Below are 3,217 nucleotides of genomic sequence, written 5' to 3'. Positions count from 1 at the left end.
CGTCGGGCAGGTCGAGGAAGCGGACCAGCCCCGCCGCGCCTGCGGGAAGACCCGCCGCAGCCGCCAGCAGCCGGCGCGGGCGCCGTACTTGCAGACCGATTCGACGCTCAGGTTCCGCCGTCTCGGCGAGGGCAGCGTCGGCACCGCCTCCGTCTCATAGCCTTCGGAGGCCGCGTCGCCGTCGAGGATGCTGTTCTCACCCCCCTCCTCGTAGTTCACGACGAACTGCACGGCGATGCGGGCCCCTTTCGGCCGGCGGGGCTGCGGGGCGACCGTAGCCGACGTGGTCGCGGGGATAGGCGGAGTCGTTCGGACGCACGGCGTGTTCTTCAGACCGGGACGGCCCGGCATTTTCCGCACGGCGAAGGCCGGGCCTCAATCACGCCGACACATCGTTGATGTCCTTTCCTCTCTCGCGAGACAAAGGTCGCGGGGGTCGGCGGATCGGGACCGCATCGTGACGTCGAAGCCGGCGAGGCCCCCGGCTCATCGTGCTCGGAAGGAAGCGTCCATGCCGTCATCGTCCACCATCGACCTCATCGGCGCACCGATCGAGATCGGCACCAGCGAGCCGGGCGCGGTGATGGGACCGGCGGCGCTCCGAACCGCCGGGCTGGTGCGGGTGCTGCAGGATCTCGGCTTCGCCGTGACCGACCGGGGCGACCTCGCACCCGACGGCGCACAGGGCGAGCGCGACCTCCCGGCGATCCGCGCCTGGATGACCGAGATCGCGCGGGCGGTCGAAACCGCCCTCGATCGCGGAAGCCTCCCCCTCGTGGCGGGCGGCGACCACAGCCTGTCGCTCGGCTCGATCGACGGGGCGCTGCGCCATTGCGGCCGCACCGGGCAGCCGCTCTTCGTGCTGTGGCTCGACGCCCATGCCGACTTCAACACCCTGGAGACCTCGCCCTCGGGCAACGTCCACGGCATGCCGCTGGCCGCCCTGTGCGGCGAGCCCGGCTTCGACGGCCTGTTCGATGGCGGCGAGCGTCCCTTGCTCGATCCGCGGCGCGTCCACCTGTTCGGGCTGCGCTCGATCGATGCCGGCGAGCGGGCCATCGTGACCCAGCGGCAGGTGAACATCGTCGATATGCGCACCATCGACGAGTTCGGCGTTGTGGCGCCCCTGCGGCGCATTCTCGACCGGGTGGCGGCCGAGAAAGGACACCTGCACGCGAGCTTCGACGTGGACTTCCTCGATCCTACCATCGCGCCGGGCGTCGGCACCACGGTGCCGGGCGGCGCGACGTTTCGCGAGGCGCATCTCATCATGGAGATGCTGTGCGATTCGGGTCTCGTCGGCTCGCTCGACGTGGTGGAGCTGAACCCTTTCCTCGACGAGCGCGGGCGCAGCGCCCGGGTGCTCGTCGAGCTGGTGGCGAGCCTGTTCGGCCGCCGCATCCTCGACCGGCCGACCGAGCTCCCGCCGCTGGAGGCGTGAGCCGCATCGGCCGGCCTCCTCCCACCGACGCGGCGTCAGCCGATCTCCTCATGCCGATGAAGCGTCAGCCGATCTCCTCATGCCACGTGCGGCCGTCGCGCTCGATCAGGGCGATCGAGGCCGTCGGCCCCCAGCTTCCGGCGGCGTAGGGGCGCGGCGGCTCGGGGCGGTCGGCCCAGGCCTTGAGCAGCGTGTCGGCCCAGGCCCAGGCCACCTCCACCTCGTCGCGGCGCATGAACAGGGTGGCGTTGCCGCGCACCACGTCCATCAGGAGCCGCTCGTAGGCGTCCGGATAGCGCTGCTTGAACGTCTCCTCGAAGGAGATGTCGAGGTTGGTCGGGCGCAGGCGCATGCCGCCGGGGCCCGGATCCTTGGTCATCACTTCGAGCTTCATCCCCTCCTCCGGCTGGAGGCGGATGACGAGGCGGTTCGGCTCGCGCCCGAAGGCGTCGGCCGGGAAGATCGAGAACGGCGAGGCGCGGAACTGCACCACGATCTCGGACAGCTTCTTCGGCAGCCGCTTGCCGGTGCGGATGTAGAACGGCACCCCGGCCCAGCGCCCGCTGCGGACTTCGAGCTTGAGGGCGACGAAGGTCTCGGTCCGGCTCGCGGCGTCGCTGCCGAGATCCGCCTGATAGCCCTCGACCGGCCGGCCGCCGACCGCGCCCGCCGCGTACTGCCCGCGCACCGTGACAGCCTGCACGTCGGCGGATGTGATCGGCTTGAGCGCGCGCAGCACCTTCAGCTTCTCGTCGCGCACGGAATTGGCGTCGAGCGAGATCGGGCTCTCCATCGCCGTGAGGCAGAGAAGCTGGAGGATATGGTTCTGCACCATGTCGCGCAGGGCGCCGGAGGTGTCGTAGTAGCCGCCGCGCCCCTCGACGCCGACCGTCTCGCCGACGGTGATCTGCACGTGGTCGATCACGTCGGCGTTCCAGAGCCGCTCGAAGATCGTGTTGGCGAAGCGCAGGGCCAGGAGGTTCTGCACCGTCTCCTTGCCGAGATAGTGGTCGATCCGGAAGATCTGGCTCTCGGGAAACACTGCACCGACGGCGTCGTTGATGGCACGGGCCGATTTGAGGTCCTTGCCGATCGGCTTCTCGAGGACGACGCGGCTGTTCTCGCCGATCAGGCCGTAGCGATCGAGGTTGCGGCAGATCGAGCCGTAGAGATCGGGCGAGGTGGCGAGATAGTAGGGCCGGATCCGGTCGGGCCGCTCGTCGAGCATGGCCTTCAGATCGTCCCAGCCGTCGTCGCCCAGCGCGTCGACCGCCACGTAGAACAGGTGATCGAGGAAGCCGGCGAGCTTGGTCTCGTCGATATCGGCCGCCGGCACGAAGCTCTTCAGGGCGTCGCGGGCGCGCTCCCGGAACTCTTCCAGGGTCATGTGGCTGCGCGAGGCGCCGATGATGCGGCTCGTCTCGGGGATCTGGGCGTCGCGGTAGCGCTGATAGAGGGCCGGGAGCAGCTTGCGCTGGGTCAGGTCGCCGGTGGCGCCGAACACGACGTAATCGAAGGGCGAGACGGGGATGATGGTGGCCAAGAGCGGCTCCCGGGTTTCGCGCGGGTGTCGAAGCGCCGATGCGCGTCGGAGGGCATTCCGGCGGCTCCGCACCTCTCACCCGACAGTCCGCCGAAGCGCCCAGCGGCGTCCGGCACGGTGGGTTATCGGTTTGCAGCGACGCCGCGCAAGTGCGCTGCCGAACAATCGATCGGCGTTGCACGGCGACGGCGGGCGGACGGCGGGACGATCCCCCGTCCGGCGCGGGCGGCGGC

2 protein-coding genes and 1 pseudogene are annotated in these 3,217 nt (G+C 70.1%); 1 reads left to right on the top strand and 2 read right to left on the bottom strand.

Annotated elements, in window-relative coordinates:
• Nucleotides 1-319: pseudogene (locus MFF42_RS19035) on the bottom strand (hypothetical protein); the annotation flags it as partial.
• Nucleotides 320-511: 192 nt separating this feature from the next.
• Here MFF42_RS19035 and rocF point away from each other — a divergent pair.
• Nucleotides 512-1,441 (top strand): arginase, encoded by a 930-nt coding sequence (gene rocF / locus MFF42_RS19030; RefSeq protein ID WP_238257150.1) that lies wholly within the window; start codon nt 512-514, stop codon nt 1,439-1,441.
• 64 nt (nt 1,442-1,505) lie between these two features.
• On the opposite strand, the gene zwf is transcribed toward rocF, so the two are convergent.
• Nucleotides 1,506-2,984 (bottom strand): glucose-6-phosphate dehydrogenase, encoded by a 1,479-nt coding sequence (gene zwf / locus MFF42_RS19025; protein WP_238257149.1) that lies wholly within the window; start codon nt 2,982-2,984, stop codon nt 1,506-1,508.
• Between the last annotated feature and the right edge of the window lie 233 nt (nt 2,985-3,217).

Origin of the sequence: Methylorubrum podarium, assembly GCF_022179745.1 — a bacterium.
Lineage (GTDB): Bacteria > Pseudomonadota > Alphaproteobacteria > Rhizobiales > Beijerinckiaceae > Methylobacterium > Methylobacterium podarium.
Note: the sequence above shows the minus strand (reverse complement) of the source record. Positions and strands in the feature narration are given on the sequence as shown.

What these genes read in the sequence shown, in the direction of transcription:
- rocF (WP_238257150.1), top strand. Translation starts at nt 512, where the DNA reads ATGCCGTCATCGTCCACCATCGACCTCATCGGCGCACCGATCGAGATC.